Genomic DNA, 24,755 nt, shown 5'->3' on the forward strand with positions numbered 1-24,755 from the left:
ATCGACTCCTTAATATGTCATGCAGGCAGCATTTAGTATTCCTGTTGCCAGTGAAGCACCACCCAAAAATAGACCCGCGCCAATGTGGTTGCTTTCAATTTTTTGCGAAAGTAACGGCATATATAAACGCACTAAAAAGAACGTCACTAACTGCATTATGCCTGCAATAACGCCCCATAATGCGAAATCAATTAATGAGACGGCGTTAACAGCAGCACTGGCTACAGGGAGAGTAAACCCGATTAGCGTGCCGCAAAAAGCCGCAGCTGCCGATGGGTTATTATCTTTGACTAACTGCCACTCACAATGTGGTGTAACCTTAGTGTAGACAAATAAAAAGGTTAGAATGAGTAGGTAACCCAGAGCGAAATAGGCGATAAAAGGAATAAATCCTTGCAGAGATTCCAGTAACATCAAGCGTCCTTTTACATTATTCGTGAAGTGTTAAATTTTCTAACTCACGGTGGAGTATATCATCATCACCTATGTTTAATTCAATTAATCGTTTTAAATGAGTTACGCTGTCTAAGTCGATTTGTGCACAGTGCAAACCAAGGTGTGCTTCTTCGATGTGTCGAATTTCTACCTCCATACATATTTCTACGTCGCTACCGGGCAAGTTGAACTTTAGACTAGCGGGTTGTCCTTTGAGTGGAGTTAACCCAATTGGTAAGGTGATCAGTGCACCATTTAATGACAAGTCAATAATTTCGCAATTATAGTCCCCAGTTGTCGTCATTAATGAGGCTTGATTTGAGAATAGGACTCGGGAAAACTTTCTGCGTTCTTTCATAAGAGGATCTCGTCATTTCGTTATCTAAAGTTTAGTCATTTTTTTACAGACTAACCAGATATAAAAAAGCCCTGAACAGGTTCAGGGCTTCAACTTTAGTTTGGTATTAATTAGCCAATCTTTTTGTATTTGATACGTTTAGGTTCTGCCGCTTCAGCGCCGTACGTTTTCTTCAGCCACTCTTCGTACTCAGTATAGTTACCGTCAAAGAAGTTAATTTGACCTTCGTCACGGTAATCTAAAATATGCGTCGCGATACGGTCAAGGAACCAACGGTCGTGCGAAATACACATAACACAACCAGGAAACTCTAAAATTGCATTCTCAAGTGCACGTAATGTTTCTACATCTAGGTCATTGGTTGGCTCATCCAGTAGGATTACGTTACCACCCGCTTTAAGCAGTTTAGCTAAATGCAGACGGTTGCGCTCACCACCCGAAAGCTCTTTGACAAATTTTTGCTGGTCATTGCCTTTAAAGTTAAAGCGGCCAACATAAGCACGGCTAGGGATTTCGAAGCTGCCAATTTTAAGAATGTCTTGTCCGTTAGAAATCTCTTGGAAAACAGTATTGCTGTCATCCATGTTGTCACGAAACTGCTCGACAGTCGCCAGCTCTACAGTTTCACCAACTTTGATTTCACCGCTATCTGGTTGCTCCTCACCACTTAACATTCTAAATAGTGTTGATTTACCAGCACCGTTGGCGCCGATGATACCTACGATGGCGCCTTTTGGCATTGAGAAGCTCAAATCGTCAATCAATACACGACCGCCAAACCCTTTATTGAGGTTAGTCACTTCAATCACCTGATCTCCCAAGCGAGGGCCTGGTGGGATAAAGAGTTCATTGGTTTCATTACGCTTTTGGTAATCAGATTGTTGAAGTTCAGTAAATTGCGCCATACGAGCTTTTGATTTTGCTTGGCGACCTTTGGGGTTTGAACGCACCCACTCAAGCTCTTTCTCAATTGACTTTTGACGTGCTTTTTCTGACTTTTCTTCTTGCTTAAGTCGTGCGTCTTTCTGCTCTAGCCAAGATGTGTAATTACCTTCCCATGGAATACCATGGCCTCGGTCAAGTTCTAGGATCCAGCCAGCGACGTTGTCTAGGAAGTAACGGTCGTGGGTAATCGCAACAACGGTACCTTCGTAATCATGTAAAAAGCGCTCTAACCAAGCCACAGATTCTGCGTCTAAGTGGTTTGTTGGCTCATCTAGTAGTAGCATGTCTGGCTTTTCAAGCAATAAGCGACATATCGCAACACGTCGTCTCTCACCCCCTGATAGATGCTCAATTTTCGCATCCCACTCTGGCAAACGCAGTGCATCAGCAGCACGCTCTAGTGCATTATCTAGATTGTGGCCGTCATGTGCTTGAATAATCGCTTCGAGTTCACCTTGTTCTTTAGCTAAAGCGTCAAAGTCTGCACCATCCATTGCATATTCTGTATATACTTCATCTAGGCGAGTTAGCGCTGTTTTAACTTCGCTGACAGCCTCTTCAATGGTTTCTCGAACAGTTTTACTTTCGTCTAGTACAGGTTCTTGAGGTAAATAGCCAATTTTAGTACCTGGCTGAGGGCGTGCTTCACCTTCAAACTCAGTGTCAACACCAGCCATAATACGGAGTAAAGTAGATTTACCTGCACCGTTTAAACCAAGTACGCCTATTTTTGCACCTGGGAAAAAACACAAAGAGATATCTTTTAGAATTGTGCGCTTAGGTGGAACAACCTTGCTCACCCGCGACATAGTATAAATATATTGAGCCATCTATATAGTCCAACTAATTTTTTAATTTCCGCTATTGTAGTTACAACTTAATAAGCATTCAACGTAGCAAGGGAGATATCGTGACCCACTGGTGCCGCTTTTACAAGTGTGGCTGTGTACTATTTGTACAAAACGCGTTCCTTTATTAGAAAGAGTTGTAGCGGGAATTAGAATTTTCATGCAGCTATTTGTAACTGTTTAGCTTTGGGCTTAATTTGACTTCCCAAACCCTAATTTATCTTACTCCCTTGTTCTTAGGGCATTTTTGACCTGTTTTAATTCCGGGAAAGCGGTATTATATACCTATGCTCAGCAAAGCTATGAAATAAAGTTGTTACACTCTATAGAAGGAACTCTTCTGCAAATTTATTTAAAAAGCGCAGGGGGAGTGGTAAGCCGCCTCGTGATTCAACGTACCTTAATAATTTAAAAACCTCATCATCTTAATCAGAATACATTTTTTATAGCCTCAATTACGAGGTTATTTGCGAACCTTCTTAGACGGAAAATATCAATTAAGCAGCAATAAAAATAAGTATAAGCTCATCTGGAAAACTCGATAAGGAAAGCTATGACGCAGTTAAGTTACTCATCAAAAAGGATTTTTAAAAATAGAAGAGCTCCGCTTGGAGCAGAGATACTCCGTTTTGCAAGACGTTTACGTGGATACACTCAAGCAGAGTCAGCAGCAAGCTACGGTATTGAAGAGCGTACATTGAGGCGTTGGGAAAACAAGGAGTACAGCCCCAAATGGAACGACGTAGTTGGCTTGGTAGAAGATGTTTACTCATTAGATATTTTAGAAGTAATAGGAAAGCTAAATGATAACAACTCAGATAACAATTAAACACATTAGAAATGCACTTAGACGCTGGGGTAAGTTTTGGCGTCAACGTGAGCTTGGTAAAGGGTTTAGCCGTCAAGCCGTAACTGAACAAGCAGGCGGTGGACGAAGCAACTATTTTTCTAGCGATATGATGAGCGTCCCCGAAGAAATTGAATTAATCGGGCAGTTAATAGCTAAGCTGCGACCAGAGTGTATACGTGCAATACGGGCCAAATATTTGTTGGATATGGATCTTACTCAAGCAGCAAAAATGCTTGGCTTTGATACCAAACGTTCGGCGGAGTTTTGGCTAATCAAAGCTGAAAGAGCGTTAATGCTGGAGCTTAGTTATTAGAATAGGAAAATAAATGTCGATTATGAACACAGTTGAGCAAATAAAAAAGCATGAGGGGTACCGGCGTTATCCCTATTATTGTACAGGAGGCAAACTCACCATTGGTTATGGTAGAAACCTAGATGGCAAAGGCGTCGACCAAGAGGAAGCTGAGTACTTATTAGCACAAGATGTACAGAATGCGTTGGCCGGTGTAAAGCGACGCATTAACGTGAGTCATTGCAATGAAGCAAGGCTTGCAGTGCTAACCAATATGGCTTTTAACATTGGTTTGCAAGGCGTCATGGGCTTTAAAAGGATGTTAGAACATGTTGAACAGGGCCAGTTCGAAGAGGCAGCACTTGAAATGCTTGATAGTCGCTGGGCGAGGCAGGTCCCTAATCGTGCACAAGAATTAGCTCAGCAAATGTTGAGTGGAGAATGGCAATCATGAGTTGGTTTACCAGCTTATTTATGGGTAATGTTCGTGAGCCTCTACAAGTAGTCGGTAACATTATCGATGAACTTTACACCAGCGAAGAAGAAGTACTGGAGCAGCAAGTCTTAAAAGCACGTCTGCTTACAAAACGAAGCGAAATACAGGCACAGATTAATTCGGTTCAGGCCAGTCATCGCAGTGTATTTGTCGCAGGGGCCAGACCTTTTTTGATGTGGGTATGTGGTTTTGGGTTTTTATTTGCTTTTGTAATCAACCCTATATTGCAGTGGTTATTGCCAGAGCATGGAGTACCAGAATTGCCGCTAGACGTAATGCTTGAGTTAACTTTGGGCATGTTGGGTTTAGCAGGTTTGCGAACCATTGAAAAAATAAAAGGAGTCGCTAAGTGAGACAGCCTGATAATTGGCAAATGAAAAAGGAGTTAAATTTAGCCCATATTTTAACAACGATCGCTTTGGTGGTTTCAGGAATTTTGTATTTAAATGATCTCGATAAGCGGATTACGTCCAACAAGCAAGAGTTGGCTCATTTAAAGCAAATTCGTAAAGAAGACCAAAAGCGCATAGAAAAACGTTTGGACTCCATAGATGCAAAGCTTGATGCTCTGTTAAGCGCCAAACGTAATGGCTTGTAACGTTACTTACTAAGCCAGTAGTTTAACCCACCTTTGTAATTAAGCACTGAAGATAGTTTGCTCAGGCCAAGTGGTCGAGTGTGCGTTCGTGTGCAAAAAATTTAGCAAGGAGACGAATTTTGAGTACTGCTATAGAATTAGCGAAATTACCACCTCCTCAGGTTATTGAAGCGCTTAGTTATGAGGAGATTTATCAACAGATTGAGCAAGCATTACTGGAGAAAATTCCAGACTATAGTTTGTTAGCATCAGATCCCGCGATTAAGTTATTGGAGATAGCAGCCTATCGTGAGTTGCTATTACGACAACGTATCAACGATGCCGCCAAATCAGTGATGTTGGCTTTTGCCAGAGGAAATGATTTAGATCACTTAGGTGCATTGTTTGGTATTGGGCGAGATGACGATGAAGAAGATGAACGTTATCGCCAGCGTATCCCTATGTCATTAGAGAGTTACAGTATGGCTGGAACTCGCGGAGCATATGAGTTTCATACTTTCTCAGCAAGCCACCTCATACATGATGTATATGTTGATTCAGAGCAACCAGGCCGAGTCAATGTGTATGCTTTGCTAGACACAATGAGCGAAACTCAGGCAAATGAAGTAAAAGGCAAAATAGCGGCACAACTCAATGATGAAGATATTAGACCCATAACCGATGAAGTCGTTGTTAATTGGGTCATGCCGACCTTAGTTCCTTTGTCTGCGCAAGTTTATTTGAATGTCGGGGCAAATAAAGCTCAGGTTGAGCTGGCGATAATGCAAGCGCTCGACACCTTCATTTTGAACCACTTTAAGCTTGGTGCTGAAGTACCTCATTCAGGTATTATTGATGCGCTTCATCAGCCAGGTGTGAGGAAAGTAAAACTATTGACGCCAACAGAAGACCTTCAACCAGAAGTGAACCAAGCTTTCCGTTTAACGCTTGATCTTGTATTTCCAGAAGAGGCGTAGATATGACTAAACCTTCATTATTACCGGTGAATAAAACGCAACTGGAAAGCGATTTAGAGCCCAGTATGGCGCTGAATAGGCCTCAATTTAATACTGAGCATGTTATCCCCGAGAGCATAGGTTCACAATGGGATCCTTTGACTTGTCCCGAGGGACTATTACCTTGGCTTGCTTGGGCACTGTCTGTTGATGAGTGGGATGAAGCTTGGTCGGTCGAAACCAAGCGAGCAATGATTGCCTATTCTGTTTCTATCCACAAACACAAAGGGACTGTGGGCGCTGTTAAGCGCGCGTTGCAGTCTCTTGGTTTACAAATTGAGTTTTTCGAATGGTTTGAGGATATTGATGACGTATATCTGGCTCCGCATCATAGTGGAGAGCCACATACCTTTACGTTTATTGCTTGGGCAAACGAAATGCCCTATACCAGTCGCGCAGTGGTATTAGATCAAAAACTTTATGATGCGATTTATAGAGTGACGAATCAGACAAAACCACAGCGCGCACATTTTGATTTTTTAGTTGGCATGAAAATGTCCTCGCAAGCCGTCGCTGGCAGTTCAGCACACGGATTTGCGAGCAGCCGTGTTTATGCCAAAGTTATGCCGCATGAGAAGCGTCGTGCTGGCAGTAATTCACTCTCACTCGCTGGTGCCATTTCTGGGCATCGCACAGCCGCTTCCCGCCACTATGCAGCATCTTCATCTGAGCGTGCTATCACAGCTAAATCTCAGCCAGGGTGCGCCCTTGTCATTCGAAAACAAGTGCCTTTGATTAGTCGCCAGCGTGTGAGTACCGCGAATGTACGCAGCTTGAGTGCACGCGCAAAACTGGGTTTTGGGGCCGCACTGTCAACGGGTTCAGGACAGGTTGTAAGAACATACATTCGCAGTGAACAAACAATGCCTTCGCGCTTTATTGAGTTTAGCTGCCAGATGGCTGGTGCTATGTCGAAAAGCGCAAAGCAAACGACCGTGCGTCGTTTGTATCTAAATGCAGTTTCTGCAACTTAAACATTTCGAAAACAAGGAGTGCAATAGTGAGCACGATTTTACAGCCGGTGATCACCTCAGCGGGGCTTGCTGCTGTGTTCAGAGCACAGCAAAAAGGTTTCAAAGCTAAGATCACAAAAATTGGAATAGGTTCGGGAGTTCATCAAGTAGATGAAAATACAACGAATTTAAAAGATGAAAAGTATCGCCTAGATATTGACCATGCAGAGTATTTTGAAGATCAAAAACAGCTACATTTGACAGTCCGAGACGACTCGAAAGTTGCTGATGATGGCTTCTTTGTCAACGAGGTTGGCTTTTATACTGAAGAAGAAGTTAATGGCCAAGTTCGCCACGTATTATTTGCTGTTTATTCGGCAAATGAGCCAATTGCTTATAAGTCTAATGACATAGATTTACTGCTGGCTTTTGATTTGACTTTGACTGGTGTGCCGGGCGATGCGATTACGATTATCGACAAGGGCGTAGATTTCAATATCTTAATCGCGCCAGAGCTTGCCAAAATGGCGCGCTCTCAAATTATGAATATGTATCGTCATTTAAAACAAAAGTTTGCATTGATTGACAAAGGAATTTTGTAAGGAAGGTCTATGAAAAAAGAAGATAACTTGCGTGCACAGACGCTCGCAGAAGAAGCGCTGAAGTTGATGCAAGAAGCTAAAGTTTTGCAACAGCAAGCTCAGTGCCAAGCTGCTCGAATTTTAGGTTATCAACAACAAAGTGATGGCCTCGCGTTTAAATATTTAGCTGCAAAAGCGGAATATGGCGAGCAAAGCTTGGAAGCAAATGAAGCGAAACAGGCGTGGCTTTTTTCCCGAAAAGCGGTGCAGGCTCGTTATCCTAAATTTCATGACTAATTAATTTTTGATAGTGCTTTTGCCCACCGAATGGTGGGCTTTTTTGTTTATAGCGGAGATATTTAATGTCATTAGAACAGGATATAACTCGCGTTGTTGAAGCCACAGAAGGTTTGACGGCAACAGTTGATAATCAGATCAGTAAGATCACCAATAAATTGAGCTCGGCCGTGGCCGAGACAAAAACAAAGGTGGACGCGCACCTTGCCAGCGCAGATGCGTTGCTAAATTCATATGAAGAGCGTCAATCGCATTTTCGAATCACCAAAAATCAGGCTTTGGTTGCCAACCAAGCTGGCACCGTCCCTGAGGCATGGTCAAGCGGTTTTGTCACTAAAGCTACTTTATTAGAAAAAGTGGAAACGGGTGTAGAAGCTACACAACGCACACCTCTTGCCAGAGAGTTCTTACAAGCGATTAATTCAGATACCAAATGGTTTGCACAAAACTTTAATATTTGGGAATTGGAATATGCACCTAACCAAGGCGGTGAAAACAGCCATGTTGATGCTTATTTAATGTATCAATACTTAAGAAGACCAACACATATTACCTTTGGGGCCATCGTTAAGCATATTCGTGGTGTGGTGCCAACAGGGTTTTGGTGTACTGGCTTAAAAGCAGGTGAACCGGCAAAAGTATGTGGCGGTCAATATGGTCACAGCAGTAGAAACCACTATACGCATTGCCATCCATATGTGCCTGGTAAAAACTTACCAGCAGAGCAAAAAGGGGTGATTCAAGTTGCACTACCAGCCGTTGTAACGGGTCATGTACCCATCGATAAAGCTTGGGGTCAGTTCGCCTATATTGGCGACTCTGCCTATGATGTGATTGCATAAGGTCAAGGAGATATAACTTAAATGGCTAAACTATTTGTAAATGGACAAGCTGTAGAGCAGTTTTTTGATGCAAAAATGCCGCAGCATGCGGTTGCAAAGCTGGTGGCAGAAAATTTCGGTGAAGAGAGTACATTTTCAGTGGAGCTGACTGTAGAAGAGGCTTTGCAACAAAGTCGCGAAGTTGTTCGCTCTGCACTTGAGCAACAAGTTGCTGATTCAGAGTCATTGCTTGGCACGACATCGGATACTGTGCACTTATTACTTAATGAGTTGAGTGGCTTTGTGAATAAATTAAGCTCAGCTCAAACGCTTGCAGAAATGCGCGCGTCTACGGAATCACTCAAAACAGCGATTGGCGATGTGGAAACCAAAGTTACCAATGGTGAACTCAGTTTCCCTTACCAAACAAAAGGCCAAAGCGATGTAATGGCTGACATTATTTCGCGTGCAAATGGCGTCGACGCCGTCATTAAAGCGCAGTAAATATGGTATCAGTTGGGTATTGAGCACACCTATTGATTTTTAATTTTCATTATTAAACCTAAACGCAAAGCCCGCCAATTGGTGGGCTTTTTTATTTTTTACTTGGAGGTAAATTATGTCTTTAGAGCAAGACATTGCAAATGTAGTCAGTGCAGCAGAGCAACTCACTGGCATTGTGGATACAAAAATTGAAGATATCGACAATCGCGTAGCACAAAAAGCGATTGAAATTGACCAAAAAAATGCTGCGGTTGAAAGCCGTTTAACGGCGAAAGAGCAGGCGGTTGATGCCAAAATTCGAGATTTTCAAAAGGCGTTACCACTGGCGCCAAACTTATTGGTGGATACCAAGTATTTTAACGGGATAGGCAAAGATAATGTAGCCGTAGATATGGTTAGTTCACATAGCAAGCCATGGCGCTGTTGGATTGACTACGGCGTTGAAGCATCGGGTACTGTGACGAGACTGACATTGAGCAAGCTTGCTGAGAACGGCTTAAAACCAGAAGGGGAGTTTTTAACTCGAGCGCTGGGTGACGAACGTACCGAAAACAACTTTTATGGTAGTAATTTTAAGGTGCTTCTGTTTGATGTTGAGATTACCAAGGGTAAGGATAGCAATCCTAATGAAGGTCACTTTTTTGTTTTAAGTCAAGGTGTAGACTCCTACACTGGATGGGGGCGAGGGGAGTTTTTAACTCAATCTAGTTGTTGGGTAAACGTTTTGGAATGTTCTGATGGCATCAAGTTTTACCCTGCGGCAAACCGAGTCGCAAATATTCAAGTTGATAAGAGTGACTTAGGTAAAGGCTGGGTTTATAAGCATTCAACTAGGAATGGTTGGGGCGGAAGCCACTCTCCACTGTTTTCTGGTAAAGGGCGAATGAAAGTTGCGATTTGTTTACCTTATGCTGGTACGGGCGATCATGGTAATAATATGATTTGGGCAAACGATGTGGGTCATCCATATTCACATACAGACGCTACAGAGTTTTACAATAAGAACGTTAAAGAAGCAAGCTAGGGAAAGTAAACATGGCATTATTAAAACAAGTTTCAACTGATAAAATTGTTGCTAGCGGCATTCATAATGAGCAGTCAGCAAAAGAAGTTGCTGAGCTGGCTGGTTACGAAGATGGAGATTACGAAGTTGTTTATTCCGAGGAGGAAATTACCCAATCAAGATTACTCGACTACAAAGCAAAGAGCGACCATTTGTTCATCGATTACATGGCGAATCTAACTGAGCTTGGTGACACGGCACAAGCGACCATAGACGCGAAACAAGCTTGGTTGGGCGCTAGAGCTAGCGTGAAAGCAAGCTTTCCAAAGTCATAATTTTTAAACTCCCCCATGTGCCTGACTAGGTTTTAGTCAGGCATTTCTCAACACTTAATTAAGATCTTAGTTATGTCTTTGACAAACTTTAGCGCCATTGATCTCAGCCGTTTGCCGGCGCCAAACCTCATTGAACCTCTAAGCTATGAAAAGATTAGGGCTGAGATTTTAGACGATTTTAAAACGCGATTCCCTGATGCTGAATTGAACCTAGTGAGCGACCCGGTCATAAAGCTGGTGGAGTCTTTTGCTTATCGAGAGCTACTGTTGCGTCAGCGCATCAATGAAAGTGCGCATGGTGTGCTATTGGCACATTCTTCTAGCCAAGAGCTTGACTATTTGGGCAACCGATTTGGCGTCATTCGCGAGACGGTAATTCCTGCGAATGAAGAAGTGACGCCTCCACAAAAAGCGATAATGGAGAGTGATGAACGTTTTCGAGAACGTATTTATCTTGCCTTGGAGGGGTATAGTACTGCCGGGCCTGCTGGGGCATATAAATTTCATACTTATGCTGCCTCGCCAAACATTAAAGATGTACATATAGATTCTCCCGAATTTAGTTATCTCGACTTGCCAGAGTCTGTGACCGCTTTATTGCCCGAACAAAGCAGGATATTGAACTGTACTTACTCAGGCGGAATTGAGCAAAATACAACAGATTCAACCGCTTTTTACCCGCCAATGCCAGGGGATGTTGTCATTACGGTATTAAGCGCTGAGGGGAGTAAATTAACACAAGGATATGGCAAAGCGAGTGAAGCACTCAAAGAGTCTGTGTTAGCAAAATTAAACCGGGATGATATTCGCCCTTTAACAGATCGTGTACATGTCAAAAGTGCCGAGATTATAGACTTTAATGTAGTCGCCAAGTTGCATTTGTACCCAGGTATGGATGGCGAGTTGGTTTCGTCTGCAGCTTATCAAGCAGCTCAAGCTTTTTTAGATGACCATCATAAACTTGGCCATGACGTTTCTCTCTCAGGGTTATATGCAGCATTGCATCAGGTAGGTGTACAGCGTGTTGAATTGACTGAACCAGCGGCAGATATCGTTGTATCCGGTGTGCAAGTAGCGAATTGCTGCAGCCTCACCGTTGTACTGGGGGAGGAGAATGTCTAAGTTTTTCTACCAAACGAGCACAACAGACCTCGAATTGGCACTAGCACATTGTGCAGACCGAATTTTGACATTACCCATTGCGACAAAAAGTTTATGGGATCCGTGGCAGTGCCCCGTTGATTTTCTGCCTTGGTTAGCAGATGCCCTGAGTATAGATACTTGGGACAGTAATTGGCCGGAGTCGGTCAAACGCAAAGCAATCGCAGATAGTGTCCCCAGTCATCGAGTAAAAGGGACTGTTGGGGCATTAAAAAATGCGTTGGCTGCACTGAATGTCGAATTACAGCTACAGGAGTGGTGGCAAACTGGTGGAGTCCCGCACAGTGCGCAAATAAAGGCCTATGTTAGGCAGAACTTAGACGAGAGTGGTAACACCTTTTTAACCCCAAAAATGCAAGCTCAACTTTGGCAAATCGTTGCAGCAAATAAGCCTCAACGCACCCAAATAGATTTTGAAATCGGGAATATCCAGCAAAATACGGTGTATATAGCAAGTGCAGTACAGGGCTATAAACTTCAAAAAAGAGCATTTGATCAAGTCGTTGACGACACATTTGTTCAGGCCGATTTGGTTATATCTCCACTGGCACAAAGCTATGGCTTGAATTCAATGCACTTTGAGCAGCATGTCGATCAGCTTTTAAAAAGGTGTTCAGTCTTTTTTTCCAGTGTTAGCCATGCACAGTGCATTAAAAAAACTCAACTTGAGCAAAAAAACGATATAAATCTCGAGTTGTCTACCGGTCACCTTTTATCTCATACCGGTTCAATTACTCTCAATAATCTCTACATGGAATTTTCATGAATACATACCAACCAATAATCACACAGGCTGGTCTAAACGCAGCGGTGGATGCTCAAGGAAAAGGGCTGAGTGTTCAGCTTTCTCATATTGCGATAGGGGAGCTAGGCTACACTCCAGAGCGAAGTCAAACAAATCTAAAAAACGAAGTAAACAGAGTTGAAGTAAGCGAAGGTATCAACTACCAAAATGGACAGTTTCGAATCTCAGGTAAGTTCACCACTGAGCAATCAAACGTCGCGGTACGAGAAGTCGGCTTTTATCTATCAGATGGAACTTTGTTCGCTGTTTGGTCACACCCAAGGAATGTGCTGTTTTATCTGACGCCAATGTCAACTGTAATACAAGGGTTTGACTTGTTATTGAGCGCAGCACCTGCAGATGCGATTTCTGTATCGAGCAGTGGCGATTTACGCATGTATTACGACGACGTGTTTTTACATATGACTGAAGTACAGACCGAAATGTTAACGTCACAAATCCAATCTAACACGACCATCGTGAAGCTCTACAGTGAATTAGCTCAAAAAGGAGTACTATAAGTGAGCACTATTGAAATCCAAATTAAAGACCTGAATGAGACAAATAAAGCGCTTGCTGCGGCAGCTAATGAATTGACCAGCACAGTGCAAACACAGGCAAACCGTATAGAGCAAGCTAAAGCAGATTTAGAAACTGATGCCAGCGCGACGTTAACACGAGTTGAAGCCGATGCAGCTAAGAAAGTGAGTGAAACTCTCACTCCCATTCTGCCTACAATGTCAAAAGCTCAGTTCGACGCAATACGTGAACAAAACAAACAGCAGTATGCGGGCAGTGGATTTGTTGACTATGGTGCTGAACTGAACAGCTACGAAGCAAAGCGAATTAGTCGGGGAATGATGTGTACCGGTGATTTAACACAATCTTCCATAGCAAGAAGTATTGCTCTGAGTTATTCTCTTGGAGATAACAGAACAGCAAAAGCGCAAAAATCACTCGTAGCGCAAGTATTAGTAAATGGTACGATTCACCACATAAAACACACCGCTCGACCTGATAATGGATATGGTGCACAAATACGCTTGCCCGATGCGCCTGATGGTAAAAAAACCTATGACCCAGTCACTTCTAAGTTAACTGGACACGATACGGTGCAAGCGGCCTTTGAGGCGGCGGTAGGTACCAATGAGGTGATCACCTCAAGAAAAGACATTATTTTTCTAGAATCTTGGCATGAGGTCATTTCGGAAAAAGGCGCTGTTTACCCATTAGGTAATGTGCAATATGGCGCAAGCTCATATTCGGGTATTTCTCTGTCTGCGGACCTTGTGGAGCAAGGTTACTCAGCATTTGGTGAATGGGATTCTATCACTAAAGGGTATGGTGCAACTTGGACAGAGCTGTCAGCACAGCAACAAAGAGTCTTTTTGGCGGATACGCAAAATAATATTTATTTTGACCCCAAAACTGGCGAGCTAATTCAGGTGCGATACCGCATCCGTGTAGTTGAGGGAGTAAGTGATGAAGTAAAGCTTTTTCCCGGAGACTATATTTCGGGATATTATCCAGCGACTGGCAATTCTAGAATTGCGCAGCAAGGTAAAAGCGTTAGGCCAATTGTAGCGCTCGACAGCATAACCGAGGGCGGTTCCGCATTTATGTATGATAAGACTGGCGCTAGTTATACTGGTGGAAGAGTCAGTGAACCCAGTGCTTGGTTAGGCCATGCTTCAAGTTCGGTTCTAGTATCATATGAGAATACTTTAACCGCAATCCCAATTGCCAGTGTACAAAGGCAAAATGTGGGTGCTTACCATCCAACATTTAACCCAATGGGATGTGCGAAGTTAAAACATAAAGGCGGCTCGGCTTCAGCGTATTGGTATGAAGCGTCGTCTAAGAAACCTTTAAACAAGTTGGAATGTTTTGATTTCGAGAATTATGTCCACGCGGACTGGGGTAAGCTTGGGAAAATGTCAGGCAGATTAGATGGACTTAAATACTATGATGCAGTTTATGCATCGCAAGTAGAAGATTTAAGAATATCAGCACATAAGTTAGATACATACTCTTTGGCGGACAGCACCATTAAAAAAGCGGTGGGCGGTGTCCTTAGGGGTAAAGGACGTATGCCTTTTACTACGACAGCACAGTTCTCGAGTGTTACAAGCCCAAACAAAATTTTGATAAGAGAGAGCGAAACCAGTGTTAGTTTATTTCAGCGATTTGGATCTTTAGGTATCATTAAAGGAGGCTACCCCATTTATGTTCATACCGGTAAGAAAGTACTAACTGTCGATTCAGTAGGAAAAGACAGCGTTGGCGACTTTTTCTATCTGCTAGGTGATGATGCAAATGAACTTGAAGAAAACAAAACTTACTGCATATATGACTTTATGACCCTTTCAGGCGAGTATGACGAGCTTGAGTGGGTCGACATCGTTGGTTCACCAGATAATATCGCAGCGACCTTCCCTGAGGGCGTAGTCGGGCAATGGATTACGAAGGTGCCAGATGATACATCTGGTTACCCATTGAATAGAAAGCTGACTGGTAGTCAACTCTCTGCCACGTACACCGAAGATCAGGGGCTGAATTGGCAAGTGCTTGAGCGTGAGTTTAATACTGATAGCAACACTGATTTAAGCAGTTGGTCTAGCGGTGTTGTTGCATTACTAAGCTATAAATCTAAGTCGCATTTCACCGCTGAACATGAAGGTGGGCAATTTGTAGCAGGGTTAAACAAGATGTGGGTTGGCAATGATGCTCGCCCTGATTTTGGTTCAATTTTACAAAGCAGTTTAATTGGGCAGGTTGGTACATCAAAGTCGTACACAACAAATGCATACAAGCCTTTGACTATGCATACATTAGTTGATAGTAAGCTCATTTTGGACGAACCAATCGAGCATGGTAAATTACCTCGCTTAGGTGGTGAAGTAGGCAGTTATGGGTGTAAAACTACATACGGTCTGATAGAAAAAGATGGCTTATTGTATATGCAGTTCAATGGATCGTCATTGAAACTAGGCAAACCAGAGACTGTGAATACAGTGGCTGACTCGTTTACAAATTGGGTGAAGGACTCTGTTTATAAAATCACCGGACCAATTGGTAATAAAAGTGTTTATAAAGCGTTGGACGCTTTGGATGTAAGCCTTGACTCTGAACTACTTTATAAAGCTGACGATGGTAGTTTCTATCACCAAAATAGCGGTGCAAAAGTATTGCAGTTTATCTCCCACTCAGAGGTGAGTTTGGGTGATGATCAAACGATTCCAGTGGTCAACCATGAACAAGTCAAATTTGATTTGAACGGCAATGAAGTGAAGTCTTTCTGTCATCACTCCTTAAGCCCTGTTGGCATTGCGATTCGCTAGGAGAGAAGAAGATGAATCCTGAAAATCTTGAAGGAGCTCAAACTCTCGAAGCATTTACTATGAAGCCCACATACAGTGAAGTTCGCAGTAAAATCATGTTGCGTCATCCTCGAGAGGAGGTGAAAAAGCTACTGAAACTGGCAATCGATGATGAAGACGCAGAATTTATTGGAGAGCATGAAAGGTGGCAAATTACGTGTGCAGATGTTCAAAAGCGAATTGAAGAGATACATGCTTTTAACGCTGCTAACCCTGATACGCAAAAAGTGCTACCTCAACTTCCTAAAGAGCCCGTATTAGACTTGTCACAAAGGCAAGCTTGCTACGAGCAGCAAATTGTTGACGTTGATTTTGAAATTTCAACACAAAGCAAGCCATTGTCTATTGAATATGATGATGAGGCACTAGTTGCTCTCATTTATCCATTGACGCATGCATACTCTGATGAGGAGGTTGCACAAGTTAAGCGTGCCAGGTTTAAGCAAGAACGCGAGGATACGGTTGCAGCAATTAAGGTCGAAGTGGATGGCTTAACTTTTGATGGTGATGAACTAGCACAAAACCGCATGTCTAGGGCGGTGCTAGTTATGGATGAAGGCAGTACTCTTTCTTGGGTACTCGCAGACAACTCAACTGCCAATGTCACAAAATCTCAACTGATAGCAGCATGTAAGGCAGCTATCTTAACCCAAACTCAGCTTTGGACAGAGGAAGTCTAAATGCTTTAAGTAACGCGTAAGGTATTAGGCTGTGTTTCACTGATACCTTATCTTCTGATTATCAATTCAATAATCAACCCATGAGAAACCACTATGAACTCCCAGTACTTTGATTTTTCTGCGCTGCCTGCGCCGGACATCATTGAGCCACTGGATTATGAAACTATTTACCAAGCACGTAAAGACAGGTTTAAATCACTTGCACCACAATATGCTGATGCACTTGAACTTGAAAGCGATCCATTGACTGTATGTCTGCAAGTGGAAAGCTATCGAGAGTTACTGTTACGCCAACGTATTAACGAGGCGGCGTATGCTAACTTACTGGCTACAGCAAAAAGCAGTGATTTAGACCAGCTTGGTGTGTTTTATGGTCTAGTGCGTGCCGAGGGTGAAGAAGACGGTAACTACCGTCTTCGCATTCGGCAAAAAACATTGGCGTCCAGTACTGCCGGCAGCAAAGATCACTACCGCAATGCAGCGTTAACAGCTGCTCCAAATACTATCCAAGATGTTGAAGTGGATAGCCCAGCCCCGGGACGTGTGCGCGTCTCTATTTTATTTCAAGACAAAGAGCATGCAGATGCACTGCTTCAGCAAGTGAGAAACCACGTATTGAGCGATCAGGTAAAGGTGTTAACTGATCAGGTCGAGGTTAATCACGCTGAAGAAGTGCCGATTGATGTCAAAGCGGATATTTATCTACAAGATAATGTGCCAAATTGGGTCTTTACCCAATTAGAAGGCAAATTACGTGAAGCTTGGCAAGAAACAATGGCGCTTGGTGTTGCAATGACACCTAGCTGGCTAAGTGCACAACTCCATGTAGAAGGTGTTAAACATGTAGAAATACATACACCTAACTCTTTGATTGATATAGCCTCCAATCAATATGCTCAACTAGGGCAAATTCAATTATGTCTCATCACTTAAAAACTGATAGCGACGCATTACTCCCAATTAATCGCACAGACCTTCAAGCAGCTGTAGTAAAGCATGGCCAACTTGAAGCCGTTTTAGGTGAGGGAGTGCAATTGCTGCGTGGCTTTAAGTCCCACCCTAAACAATCTCTACTACCGTGGCTTATATGGGAATACGGTTTAGGTGCCTTGGTTCCTTACCTTGACGATTTAGATCAAGTCTTACAGCAAGGCCTCGCTTGGCAAAGGATCCGCGGTACACAAAAAAGCTTAGAAATGGCATTTGATTGGCTTGGCTTTTCTCTATCAGATGTTGAAGAGTCTAAATCTTATCGGCATTTCTATCGCTACCAGTGTCATTTAAATCAGATGCCTGACTTAAATGATGTTGAACGGATGGCACAATTAGCGGAGCTAAGTGCACCAGCGCGAAGTGAGTTAGTGCGTGTTACATATAGACTTGATTTAAGAGAGCTTAAGTTGTCTGCAAGCAGTTTTGGCACATTGCTTAGCGATCATTCAGGCTATCGACACCGACTTAAAAATGGCAAGTTACTACGTATTAGTACACGCCGTGAACATGAAGCAATTATTGATGCTCCAGGTTCAGCTACCAGCTCGCGTGAGCGCAAGCAACATAGCAGCTGGCAAAGTTACTCTTCTCAAGTGCTTGGCACTATGCAGTTAAGTAATTCAATCGTGCATAGTTTTCAGTCGGCTAACACACATAGCCGTCAAACAAGTCGTGCATATACTATTGGCCAAGCTCAGTGGTTTGGTCATTGGCAGTCGTCAGTGTGGTCTGAAGCAAGATACCCTCAGGTCATCACCTTTCATCAGGCGCTACGCTGATTAATTCAATTATTACTCATAAATTAACCTAAATTCGGTTTGAATGTTCAGGTCTCCCACTAAATAAATTTAATAGCAGGGATAAATCCCATTAGCTGTATATGAAGTTTCAGCCTTGTTGTTGTATTGCTCTTATTACTTAGTGAAGACATGAATATGTTAAATCGAGTTAGGTAAAACAAGGAAATACATTGGCTATTCTGACTCGTGCAGGGCGAACATTGTTTGCTCAATCTATTGCACAAACCCCTATATATTTGGCTTGGGGACGCGGTGAAACACCATGGCAATCTCCTCCAGCTGAACCCATCATTGCAACTGAGCTAGCTGCGCCTATTGGCTATCGAAAGGCTAAGAAAGTTGCTTTTTGTAATCCGGATGATCAAGGCGATATTCATATTCAAGGCGGGCGTTTCAGCCTATCTGAACAGCCGACTCAACATCTTTACTGCGAATTTACTTTCGATTTTGCAGACGGTGTAGGAGAGACGGTTCGAGAGTTAGGCTTGATGTCTGGAACACAACAACTCCCAGAGCTACCTACTGGATTGTCTTATTTGTTGCCCGAACAAGTGGCATCTACTGGTACTTTATTATTACTTGAGCACCGTGCACCACTCGTGAGAGAAGAGGGTGTGAGAGAGAGCTTTGAATTTGTCGTGAGTTTTTAGAGGTTTTTTATGCTTGACGATTATTATGAAAAATTTCATGCGGATTCCGGCTACGAACGACTGCTGTTCAGAGCTGGAAAAGGTCTGCAAAGTAGAGAGTTAAACGATCTACAATCTCAAGTCGGCCATCACCTTAAAGGTGTAGCAGATGTTTTGCTCAAAGATGGTGACTTAGTTAAAGGCGGTGAGCTGGTTGTTGATACCGATTCTGCGAGTGCACTGATCACAGAAGGTGATGTATACATGGCTGGTCAGGTACGCCCAGTACCGAGTGGTGTTGTGCCCATTGATATGTCTGCGACTATTGACGTGGGTGTATGGTTGACTCACAAAGTGATCACCGAAGAGCAAGACCCTAGTTTGCGAGATCCCGCTGTCGATGCGATTAATTTTGACGAGCCCGGCGCTGCGCGTTTGCGGCAAATCTGTCAATGGGGTTTGCTGAGTGATGCACTAGGCCCTGACGAAGCATTTTATCCTGTCCATCGTATCGAGCAAGGTACTTTAATAATTAAGCAGCCGCCGCCTCAGCTAGATGCTGTGACTCAGGCTTTAGCTCGATATGACCGTGAAGCCAATGGTGGCAGTTATGTTGTACAGGGCATGACGTTAAGTTATCGAGGTGCTGAACAAGGTATACAAAGTTTCAGCCTTGAAGAAGGTAAAGCACATATAGAGGGTTATGAAGTCGCCTTTGCAACCTCTCGAACCACCGAATTTGACTGTGACCCAGACATAGGTGAAGTAAAAGAAGAGCCAAAAACTTTTCAAGCCGATGATCAGGGTATGATGCGTATGGATACGGACTTCTTTCCAGTGAAGTCCATTGATGAAGTCAATGTTACTGTTGAAAAAGTGACACAACTGACGCGCGGGCAGCTGGCAGGTGGTGAAGACTTGCTGCCTGATGAATCTGTGTTAGAAATCCTAAGTATTAAACAAGGGGATACAGTTTATACCCAAGGGGCCGACTTTATATTTTTGCGTAACCACATCAGCTGGCAGTTAAGCGGTCAAGAGCCAGCAGGAGGCAGTTTATACGAGGTGACATATCGCTATCGAAAACAGCTGACCGTTGATTTCGATGAGTATGGTTTTAGTCTCGATAAGCAGTTAGCCGATGGCGGCCATATAGTCGACAATACACTTGTGACGATTGATTACCAGTGGTATCGACCTAGGATCGATTTGATAGTGCTTGATAGGTTTGGTCAAATTAAACGGATCAAAGGTCAAGCCGCGCATCAGTTTCCCATCGCACCAAAAGCGCCTGCGCATCACTTAGCGCTCGCACAAGTCACACAATCTTGGCTTTCTAGCGAAGCTCCACATATTGAAAATTTGGCGGTAAGAGCTGTCTCAATGTCGCAGCTTGAGCACATGCAAAATCAAATTGGCGACCTCTATCAACTGCTTGCCGTTGAACGTTTACGTAATGATGCTAATAGCCAAGACCCAGCAAGTAAATATGGCGTTTTTGTCGATCCATTTATTGATGACGACATGCGTGACGCGGGTATTGAGCAGACAGCGGCTGTTGTAGATGGCGAATTGGTGCTGCCTTTGGAAGCCGATATTCACCAGTTGCAAGTTCCAAATGGCAGAGCTTTAACATTGCCATATGAGCTTGAAGATATACTGGAACAGCCAAAGCAAACAGGCAGCATGAAAATCAATCCATATATGGCTTTTGAGCCAATTCCGGCGGACGTTCGTCTAACGCCAAGTGTCGATCATTGGACACAGACACATACCAACGTTGCAAGCTCAATCACGAGAAGGTTCTGGGGCGGGCGAGGCATTAGGGTCCGCACGCAAACTGTCAGTACAACCCAAGTGATCAGCAGTTCTGTACGTCGAGCGGAATTCTTAAGAAGACGCTGGGTTAGTTTTTCTCTGTCAGGGTTTGGCGGGGGCGAAGCGCTAGAGCAACTCACATTTGATGGCATAACAGTTATACCGGAGGGACAATGACCATAAAAGCCGATGCTCAAGGCCGATTATCTGGCCGATTTTATATCCCTAGTAATGTGCCTGTGGGCAGTAAGTCTGTTCGCTTTACTGGTGCACAAGGCTCAAGAGGGGAGGCCACTTATACAGGTAGTGGCACAATCCGTACGCAAACAGTACGTCGCGTGAATAACGTATTGCAGTGGCGTTTTGACCCACTTGCACAAACTTTTACATTACCAGAGTTACGCTTTATTGCGGGTGTGGAACTATGGTTTAAGAAAATTGGTGAGAAAGCAGTTCGAGTTCAGATCCGAGAAACTAACCTCGGTTTGCCAAACGATACTGTAATCGCAGAAACATCCTTGCCTGTCACTCAATTACAAGCCAGTGGGCCGACTTTGTTTGAGTTTGCGCCAGTATCACTCAATGCGGGTCAGGAATATGCAATTGTGGTGTTAAGCGATGATGCGACGCACGAAGTAGCGATTGCGGAACTTGGTAAGTTTGACCGCAGTAGTGGTTGGGTAACAAGTCAGCCGTATCAGGTTGGTGTGTTGCTGTCTTCGAGTAATGCGTCTACTTGGACACCACATCAAAATCGAGATTTGAGTTTTCGTTTGAAAGCAGCGCGATTTACTAGCACTGAGAGCAGTGTTGAGCTGGGTGAAATTGACTTGGCGGAACACAGCGATCTACTTGCAATGGCTGTGATTGAACGACCGAGCAGTGAAACACAGTTGCACTTTGAATTTAGCGGTGCGCAAAGTGGGGAGTTTAATTTGCAAGAGTCCCAGGCATTGCGTTTACCAAATATGCTCAATGAGACTTTAAAAGTGCGCGCTAAATTAGCAGGTACTGCCACGCAGTCACCGGTGCTGTTCGATAGCGTTCAAGCTGCTTTGGGCAAAGTTAGTAATGACGCAGATTATGTTACACGAGCAATCCCTTGCCGCTTAGGTGGTAGTTTAAAGGTGAGTTTTGAAGCTCAGCTACCAGGTACCGCAAAAGTAGAAGCGTTTATTGAACAGCAAGGTCAGTGGTTAAATATCCCTTTGCAAACGACTCAACCAGAAGGGGATGGCTGGTTATTGTGTAACTATGAATATTCGAACTTAGCCGATGCTCAATCTCGTGTGAAACTAATACTTTCTGGTACTCATGTAGATAGACCAAGAGTGCGTTCACTTCGTGCATTCTCTGTATAAGGGGTTGCTATGATTGAAGATAAAACCCCTTTTTATTCTCTGCCCTTACCCCACCCAGACAATTTACTACAACAGGATGTACTACGCATAAAGTACGCGCTTACCGGCGTGGACAGACTCATGTACATGCAAACCAATCTTCGTCGTCAGCAAGATGAGCTGTTGAACGAAAAACTTAGACGAGTAAAGCTAAACCAGCTACTCGGCGAACCACTATTAACAATATAAGAGGACATTATGGCGAGTATACAAAATGCCGTGCAAGTCATGGTAGATAAGCTAGTTGCTGATATGCAGGGCAACCAGCCTTTAACCGCTGAAGAACAAGCGTTAGTAAGCAATGCGATTACTAAATTAACTGACAATGCAAAACTGGAACAAGCTGTTGTTGCGGTTGCTGAGTCACATATTAATGATGCGACTGGCGCACTTCAGCAGGTCTCGCAATCTACGGGTGCCGCATTACAAACGGCGACAGAGTCTTTGACTCAAACGAGCACAGATCTTGGTAATAAGTCAGACAAACTTGATCTACTCGACGCGATGGCACCAAACCTAAACCGAGTGGAGTCTTTGCAGACAACGAATAACTCTTTGCAAGTTAGACCTTTGATGCCAATGACGCCTATTGACATTGCTAGCACGTCATCGAATAACCGCAGGTCAACACCTGTATTTGCTGTGTATGACAGTAATGGTGAGACCCACGTTGTTCGACCTGGGTTTACACATAATGCAAACACCGAGCAATGTCGTTTAGAGTTCTTAAAATTAAGCGCAAATGGTGCAGAAAAAACCACTACGCATACGAGCTTTATCTACACAAATGCGTTTGAGCAAAATCCAGCTAGTAAAATTTATTACTACGGCACCAGTGCTTATGTACCTTTGGCAAGTAAAAATAACTCTGCAGATATTCAATATGAGATTGTTTATAGTACACAAGACTCACAGACTACGGCTGTAGCTAACTATGGTGGGGTGTTCTGTAAGTCGTCTGGTTTTACTTCAATTACTAAACCTAAGCTGGACTTAAATGCAACGGATCAGTTTGGGGTGAGTACTTTAACAAGCCACAAATATAATGAAGTGGGTGTTTTATATGATAATACTAAGCATTGCCTGGTTATGGTGGATGAAGGCACATCTGTGTTAGTAGAGAAGTACCGTGACGGTAATATTGTAACAAATACGGCCATCGCCAATGCTGAAGAGCTTCAAGCCTATGTGGACGCAGGCGACTTCACGGTTATTAAGTTCATCTATCATAATATCCAATGGCCATATGGTATCAATAGTTATAATCACTCTGAAACAACGGTATCGGGCTACGGCACAAGCTACTACGGTTTCTTCGGTCGCTATAACGGTGTCACCAAAATGGGTGAACACAAATACAGTGTGCACTATCGATTTACACAAGCTAAACGTTTAGAACCGATCAACTACTTCTTTAGTAATAGCTCAGGCCACTATAAGGCCCCGAATGCAAACGGGACATACTCTCCGGATTCAGAGGTAAGAGTGGTGCTTGAAACCTTTGATGGCGAATTACTCGGCATGTATTCATATCAAGCGAGAGCATACAATGCTGGCTATGACTGCGGTGTATTAGGCAGTGCGATTAGCTGTATTAACCCTTACTCAGGTGCCGGCATTCTTAACGAGCACTATACCTATAACCAATATGGCCTTGGCCGTACTTGTCGCGCATTTTAAGGAGAAATTATGAGTTGTGAATATTTTGCCGATAAAGGCATGAAGATAGACGGTAACTATTGGTTAGTGAACCCTCAAACGGGCGTTGCCTGGAACGATACGACAGTGGCTGATTTTAAACAAACCTATGAAGCTCAGCAGATTTTGCTGGAAGAGGAAAGATTTGCGGCATCAAAAGCCGATAAATTTCAAGAGATTAAAGAAGCGGTGTTTAACAAACTAGGTAACGAGCAATGGCGTGTGCAAAAAGCACAAGAGCACATGCTTATTGCTGAACTATCTGGTGATCAAGCTGCGCTAGGACTGAGCAAGTCTCAATTGCAAGAGCTACTAGCCAATCGCGAACAGTTGCGAAAGGCAAGTGATGAGGCTGAGCTAACTATTGCTGAGTTTACAACACAGGCTGAGTTGGACGCTTTTGAGTTTGATGTAAAAATTTCATTGTAAAACCTGCACCGTGACCCGTTTTATTCCCAATAAACGGGTTAGTATCAAGATTGCTTGAGAAAGCAACAGAACTGTTATTCCACAACCAAAACCCGCTTGGCCATACCAAGTGGGTTTATTTTATTGAGTTTTAGAGTTTTAAACCATTGTTGCAAATAGGTCAGGAATGACCTGTTTTAAAGCCTTAAAATCAGTAAAATATACCTAAGCTTGAGAAAAGCAAAACACCTAATCAAAGTTGATTTAAAAGCCATGTTGTTATTGAAATATAAGCGAATGTGGCTTTTTTATTTGGGGTGTTTATCACTGATTTAAGGCGGTCAGGAATGACCTGTTTTAAAGCCTTAAAATCTGTAAAATACACCTAAGCTTGAGAAAAGCTGAACACCCAATCAAAGTTAATTAAAAAGCCACGTTGCTTATGGAAATATAAGCGGTTGTGGCTTTTTTATTTGAGGTGTTTATCACTGATTTAAGGCGGTCAGGAATGACCTGTTTTAAAGTCTTAAAATCAGTAAAATACACCTAAGCTTGAGAAAAGCTGAACACCCAATCAAAGTTAATTTAAAGGTCATGTTGCTTATGGAAGTATAAGCGGTTGTGGCTTTTTTATTTGAGGTGTTTATCACTGATTTAAGGCGGTCAGGAATCCAGGGCGAGAGCGTGAACATT

The 24,755-nt window shown here is 43.2% G+C and carries 29 protein-coding genes; 26 read left to right on the plus strand and 3 right to left on the minus strand.

Features of this window, described 5'->3' with window-relative positions; genetic code table 11:
• Nucleotides 1-9 precede the first annotated feature (9 nt).
• From N482_RS15525 to ettA, 3 genes are all read right to left on the minus strand, one after another.
• Nucleotides 10-414 carry a DUF350 domain-containing protein gene (locus tag N482_RS15525; RefSeq protein ID WP_063377894.1) on the minus strand — a complete coding sequence of 135 codons (405 nt, stop codon included), beginning with the start codon at nucleotides 412-414 and terminating at the stop codon, nucleotides 10-12.
• Nucleotides 415-430: 16 nt separating this feature from the next.
• On the minus strand, nucleotides 431-793 hold the full coding sequence (locus tag N482_RS15530) for a PilZ domain-containing protein (RefSeq protein WP_063377895.1): 363 nt from the start codon (nucleotides 791-793) through the stop codon (nucleotides 431-433).
• Between the two features lie 110 nt (nucleotides 794-903).
• Nucleotides 904-2,568, minus strand: a complete 1,665-nt coding sequence (gene ettA / locus N482_RS15535; RefSeq protein ID WP_063377896.1) for an energy-dependent translational throttle protein EttA — start codon at nucleotides 2,566-2,568, stop codon at nucleotides 904-906.
• Nucleotides 2,569-3,139: 571 nt separating this feature from the next.
• Here ettA and N482_RS15540 point away from each other — a divergent pair.
• From N482_RS15540 to N482_RS15665, 26 genes are all read left to right on the plus strand, one after another.
• Complete coding sequence (locus N482_RS15540; protein ID WP_063377897.1) at nucleotides 3,140-3,415, plus strand: helix-turn-helix domain-containing protein; 276 nt, start codon at nucleotides 3,140-3,142, stop codon at nucleotides 3,413-3,415.
• Complete coding sequence (locus tag N482_RS15545; protein WP_063377898.1) at nucleotides 3,390-3,749, plus strand: hypothetical protein; 360 nt, start codon at nucleotides 3,390-3,392, stop codon at nucleotides 3,747-3,749. The genes N482_RS15540 and N482_RS15545 overlap by 26 nt, the downstream gene beginning before the upstream one ends.
• Nucleotides 3,750-3,762: 13 nt before the next feature.
• Nucleotides 3,763-4,182, plus strand: a complete 420-nt coding sequence (locus N482_RS15550) for a glycoside hydrolase family protein (protein WP_063377899.1) — start codon at nucleotides 3,763-3,765, stop codon at nucleotides 4,180-4,182.
• The gene (locus tag N482_RS15555) at nucleotides 4,179-4,577 is read left to right on the plus strand and encodes a 3TM-type holin (protein WP_063377900.1); all 399 of its coding nucleotides are present in this window, start codon (nucleotides 4,179-4,181) and stop codon (nucleotides 4,575-4,577) included. The genes N482_RS15550 and N482_RS15555 overlap by 4 nt, the downstream gene beginning before the upstream one ends.
• On the plus strand, nucleotides 4,574-4,822 hold the full coding sequence (locus tag N482_RS15560; RefSeq protein ID WP_142050168.1) for a hypothetical protein: 249 nt from the start codon (nucleotides 4,574-4,576) through the stop codon (nucleotides 4,820-4,822). The genes N482_RS15555 and N482_RS15560 overlap by 4 nt, the downstream gene beginning before the upstream one ends.
• A 119-nt stretch (nucleotides 4,823-4,941) precedes the next feature.
• Nucleotides 4,942-5,778, plus strand: a complete 837-nt coding sequence (locus N482_RS15565) for a baseplate assembly protein (RefSeq protein WP_063377901.1) — start codon at nucleotides 4,942-4,944, stop codon at nucleotides 5,776-5,778.
• A gap of 2 nt (nucleotides 5,779-5,780) precedes the next feature.
• Nucleotides 5,781-6,791, plus strand: a complete 1,011-nt coding sequence (locus tag N482_RS15570; RefSeq protein WP_063377902.1) for a phage tail protein I — start codon at nucleotides 5,781-5,783, stop codon at nucleotides 6,789-6,791.
• 26 nt (nucleotides 6,792-6,817) lie between these two features.
• Nucleotides 6,818-7,372, plus strand: coding sequence for a phage tail protein (locus tag N482_RS15575; protein ID WP_063359592.1), 555 nt, complete (start codon nucleotides 6,818-6,820; stop codon nucleotides 7,370-7,372).
• Nucleotides 7,373-7,381: 9 nt separating this feature from the next.
• Nucleotides 7,382-7,648, plus strand: coding sequence for a hypothetical protein (locus N482_RS15580; RefSeq protein WP_063377903.1), 267 nt, complete (start codon nucleotides 7,382-7,384; stop codon nucleotides 7,646-7,648).
• A 65-nt stretch (nucleotides 7,649-7,713) separates the two neighbouring features.
• Nucleotides 7,714-8,490 (plus strand): hypothetical protein, encoded by a 777-nt coding sequence (locus tag N482_RS15585; protein ID WP_063377904.1) that lies wholly within the window; start codon nucleotides 7,714-7,716, stop codon nucleotides 8,488-8,490.
• Between the two features lie 21 nt (nucleotides 8,491-8,511).
• Nucleotides 8,512-8,973, plus strand: a complete 462-nt coding sequence (locus N482_RS15590; protein ID WP_081227985.1) for a hypothetical protein — start codon at nucleotides 8,512-8,514, stop codon at nucleotides 8,971-8,973.
• 115 nt (nucleotides 8,974-9,088) lie between these two features.
• Nucleotides 9,089-9,997 carry a hypothetical protein gene (locus tag N482_RS15595; protein WP_063377905.1) on the plus strand — a complete coding sequence of 303 codons (909 nt, stop codon included), beginning with the start codon at nucleotides 9,089-9,091 and terminating at the stop codon, nucleotides 9,995-9,997.
• An 11-nt stretch (nucleotides 9,998-10,008) separates the two neighbouring features.
• On the plus strand, nucleotides 10,009-10,311 hold the full coding sequence (locus N482_RS15600; RefSeq protein WP_063377906.1) for a hypothetical protein: 303 nt from the start codon (nucleotides 10,009-10,011) through the stop codon (nucleotides 10,309-10,311).
• A 72-nt stretch (nucleotides 10,312-10,383) separates the two neighbouring features.
• Nucleotides 10,384-11,433 carry a baseplate assembly protein gene (locus N482_RS15605; RefSeq protein ID WP_063377907.1) on the plus strand — a complete coding sequence of 350 codons (1,050 nt, stop codon included), beginning with the start codon at nucleotides 10,384-10,386 and terminating at the stop codon, nucleotides 11,431-11,433.
• On the plus strand, nucleotides 11,426-12,238 hold the full coding sequence (locus tag N482_RS15610; protein ID WP_063377908.1) for a phage tail protein I: 813 nt from the start codon (nucleotides 11,426-11,428) through the stop codon (nucleotides 12,236-12,238). Before N482_RS15605 ends, N482_RS15610 begins: the two co-directional genes overlap by 8 nt.
• A complete protein-coding gene (locus N482_RS15615) occupies nucleotides 12,235-12,777 on the plus strand; it encodes a phage tail protein (protein ID WP_063377909.1) in 543 nt (180 codons plus the stop codon). The genes N482_RS15610 and N482_RS15615 overlap by 4 nt, the downstream gene beginning before the upstream one ends.
• Nucleotides 12,778-15,597, plus strand: a complete 2,820-nt coding sequence (locus N482_RS15620; protein WP_063377910.1) for a hypothetical protein — start codon at nucleotides 12,778-12,780, stop codon at nucleotides 15,595-15,597. It abuts the gene before it with no gap.
• An 11-nt stretch (nucleotides 15,598-15,608) separates the two neighbouring features.
• Nucleotides 15,609-16,316, plus strand: coding sequence for a DUF4376 domain-containing protein (locus N482_RS15625; RefSeq protein ID WP_063377911.1), 708 nt, complete (start codon nucleotides 15,609-15,611; stop codon nucleotides 16,314-16,316).
• A 93-nt stretch (nucleotides 16,317-16,409) separates the two neighbouring features.
• Nucleotides 16,410-17,249: a baseplate assembly protein gene (locus N482_RS15630; protein WP_063377912.1), complete on the plus strand. Its 840-nt coding sequence runs from the start codon at nucleotides 16,410-16,412 to the stop codon at nucleotides 17,247-17,249.
• Nucleotides 17,234-18,088 (plus strand): phage tail protein, encoded by an 855-nt coding sequence (locus N482_RS15635; protein WP_063377913.1) that lies wholly within the window; start codon nucleotides 17,234-17,236, stop codon nucleotides 18,086-18,088. The genes N482_RS15630 and N482_RS15635 overlap by 16 nt, the downstream gene beginning before the upstream one ends.
• A 191-nt stretch (nucleotides 18,089-18,279) precedes the next feature.
• Nucleotides 18,280-18,759, plus strand: coding sequence for a hypothetical protein (locus tag N482_RS15640; protein WP_063377914.1), 480 nt, complete (start codon nucleotides 18,280-18,282; stop codon nucleotides 18,757-18,759).
• Nucleotides 18,760-18,768: 9 nt separating this feature from the next.
• The gene (locus N482_RS15645) at nucleotides 18,769-20,733 is read left to right on the plus strand and encodes a DUF4815 domain-containing protein (protein WP_063377915.1); all 1,965 of its coding nucleotides are present in this window, start codon (nucleotides 18,769-18,771) and stop codon (nucleotides 20,731-20,733) included.
• A complete protein-coding gene (locus N482_RS15650) occupies nucleotides 20,730-21,917 on the plus strand; it encodes a hypothetical protein (RefSeq protein WP_063377916.1) in 1,188 nt (395 codons plus the stop codon). Before N482_RS15645 ends, N482_RS15650 begins: the two co-directional genes overlap by 4 nt.
• 9 nt (nucleotides 21,918-21,926) lie before the next feature.
• Nucleotides 21,927-22,145 carry a hypothetical protein gene (locus tag N482_RS15655; RefSeq protein ID WP_063377917.1) on the plus strand — a complete coding sequence of 73 codons (219 nt, stop codon included), beginning with the start codon at nucleotides 21,927-21,929 and terminating at the stop codon, nucleotides 22,143-22,145.
• Nucleotides 22,146-22,154: 9 nt separating this feature from the next.
• Nucleotides 22,155-23,636, plus strand: a complete 1,482-nt coding sequence (locus N482_RS15660) for a hypothetical protein (RefSeq protein ID WP_063377918.1) — start codon at nucleotides 22,155-22,157, stop codon at nucleotides 23,634-23,636.
• 9 nt (nucleotides 23,637-23,645) lie between these two features.
• Nucleotides 23,646-24,083 carry a hypothetical protein gene (locus N482_RS15665; protein WP_063377919.1) on the plus strand — a complete coding sequence of 146 codons (438 nt, stop codon included), beginning with the start codon at nucleotides 23,646-23,648 and terminating at the stop codon, nucleotides 24,081-24,083.
• Nucleotides 24,084-24,755: the final 672 nt, after the last annotated feature.

The organism is Pseudoalteromonas luteoviolacea NCIMB 1942 (assembly GCF_001625595.1).
Classification (GTDB): Bacteria; Pseudomonadota; Gammaproteobacteria; order Enterobacterales; family Alteromonadaceae; genus Pseudoalteromonas; species Pseudoalteromonas luteoviolacea_A.

What these genes read in the sequence shown, in the direction of transcription:
- N482_RS15630 (WP_063377912.1), top strand. Translation starts at nt 16,410, where the DNA reads ATGAACTCCCAGTACTTTGATTTTTCTGCGCTGCCTGCGCCGGACATC.
- N482_RS15665 (WP_063377919.1), top strand. Translation starts at nt 23,646, where the DNA reads ATGAGTTGTGAATATTTTGCCGATAAAGGCATGAAGATAGACGGTAAC.
- N482_RS15660 (WP_063377918.1), top strand. Translation starts at nt 22,155, where the DNA reads ATGGCGAGTATACAAAATGCCGTGCAAGTCATGGTAGATAAGCTAGTT.
- N482_RS15615 (WP_063377909.1), top strand. Translation starts at nt 12,235, where the DNA reads ATGAATACATACCAACCAATAATCACACAGGCTGGTCTAAACGCAGCG.
- N482_RS15625 (WP_063377911.1), top strand. Translation starts at nt 15,609, where the DNA reads ATGAATCCTGAAAATCTTGAAGGAGCTCAAACTCTCGAAGCATTTACT.
- N482_RS15590 (WP_081227985.1), top strand. Translation starts at nt 8,512, where the DNA reads ATGGCTAAACTATTTGTAAATGGACAAGCTGTAGAGCAGTTTTTTGAT.
- N482_RS15635 (WP_063377913.1), top strand. Translation starts at nt 17,234, where the DNA reads ATGTCTCATCACTTAAAAACTGATAGCGACGCATTACTCCCAATTAAT.
- N482_RS15610 (WP_063377908.1), top strand. Translation starts at nt 11,426, where the DNA reads ATGTCTAAGTTTTTCTACCAAACGAGCACAACAGACCTCGAATTGGCA.
- N482_RS15555 (WP_063377900.1), top strand. Translation starts at nt 4,179, where the DNA reads ATGAGTTGGTTTACCAGCTTATTTATGGGTAATGTTCGTGAGCCTCTA.
- N482_RS15550 (WP_063377899.1), top strand. Translation starts at nt 3,763, where the DNA reads ATGTCGATTATGAACACAGTTGAGCAAATAAAAAAGCATGAGGGGTAC.
- ettA (WP_063377896.1), bottom strand. Translation starts at nt 2,568, where the DNA reads ATGGCTCAATATATTTATACTATGTCGCGGGTGAGCAAGGTTGTTCCA.
- N482_RS15580 (WP_063377903.1), top strand. Translation starts at nt 7,382, where the DNA reads ATGAAAAAAGAAGATAACTTGCGTGCACAGACGCTCGCAGAAGAAGCG.
- N482_RS15605 (WP_063377907.1), top strand. Translation starts at nt 10,384, where the DNA reads ATGTCTTTGACAAACTTTAGCGCCATTGATCTCAGCCGTTTGCCGGCG.
- N482_RS15585 (WP_063377904.1), top strand. Translation starts at nt 7,714, where the DNA reads ATGTCATTAGAACAGGATATAACTCGCGTTGTTGAAGCCACAGAAGGT.
- N482_RS15570 (WP_063377902.1), top strand. Translation starts at nt 5,781, where the DNA reads ATGACTAAACCTTCATTATTACCGGTGAATAAAACGCAACTGGAAAGC.
- N482_RS15600 (WP_063377906.1), top strand. Translation starts at nt 10,009, where the DNA reads ATGGCATTATTAAAACAAGTTTCAACTGATAAAATTGTTGCTAGCGGC.
- N482_RS15645 (WP_063377915.1), top strand. Translation starts at nt 18,769, where the DNA reads ATGCTTGACGATTATTATGAAAAATTTCATGCGGATTCCGGCTACGAA.
- N482_RS15650 (WP_063377916.1), top strand. Translation starts at nt 20,730, where the DNA reads ATGACCATAAAAGCCGATGCTCAAGGCCGATTATCTGGCCGATTTTAT.
- N482_RS15530 (WP_063377895.1), bottom strand. Translation starts at nt 793, where the DNA reads ATGAAAGAACGCAGAAAGTTTTCCCGAGTCCTATTCTCAAATCAAGCC.
- N482_RS15595 (WP_063377905.1), top strand. Translation starts at nt 9,089, where the DNA reads ATGTCTTTAGAGCAAGACATTGCAAATGTAGTCAGTGCAGCAGAGCAA.
- N482_RS15545 (WP_063377898.1), top strand. Translation starts at nt 3,390, where the DNA reads ATGATAACAACTCAGATAACAATTAAACACATTAGAAATGCACTTAGA.
- N482_RS15655 (WP_063377917.1), top strand. Translation starts at nt 21,927, where the DNA reads ATGATTGAAGATAAAACCCCTTTTTATTCTCTGCCCTTACCCCACCCA.
- N482_RS15540 (WP_063377897.1), top strand. Translation starts at nt 3,140, where the DNA reads ATGACGCAGTTAAGTTACTCATCAAAAAGGATTTTTAAAAATAGAAGA.
- N482_RS15525 (WP_063377894.1), bottom strand. Translation starts at nt 414, where the DNA reads ATGTTACTGGAATCTCTGCAAGGATTTATTCCTTTTATCGCCTATTTC.